The following is a 312-nucleotide window of genomic DNA, read 5'->3' as shown; positions in this document are numbered from 1 at the left end:
GGGAATTCCGCTGCGCGCCTTGCTGCGCGAAAAGGGCACTCCCTATGCCGAGCTTGGCCTGGCTGATCCCAAATGGAGCGACGAGCAGCTGCTCGATGCCATGCTGAGGCATCCGATCCTGATCAACCGGCCGATCGTCGAGACGCCAAAGGGGACGCGGCTGTGCCGGCCGTCCGAGCTTGTGCTCGACCTGCTTGACCATCCGGTGACCCACTTCACCAAGGAAGATGGCGAGGTGGTGACCGGTGACCGTGGCATCAAGTAATCGGGGCCTTTCCGAGCTCGATGCCTCGGAACGCGCGCCGATAGCCG

1 protein-coding gene is annotated in these 312 nt (G+C 63.8%); it reads left to right on the top strand.

What is annotated here, in order from left to right; translation table 11 throughout:
* A partial coding sequence (locus EN874_RS32955) for an ArsC/Spx/MgsR family protein (RefSeq protein ID WP_281061469.1) occupies positions 1-265 on the top strand: 265 nt, incomplete at its 5' end.
* Positions 266-312: the final 47 nt, after the last annotated feature.

It is taken from the genome of Mesorhizobium sp. M1D.F.Ca.ET.231.01.1.1 (genome assembly GCF_003999155.2).
Classification (GTDB): domain Bacteria; phylum Pseudomonadota; class Alphaproteobacteria; order Rhizobiales; family Rhizobiaceae; genus Mesorhizobium.
Note: the sequence above shows the minus strand (reverse complement) of the source record. Positions and strands in the feature narration are given on the sequence as shown.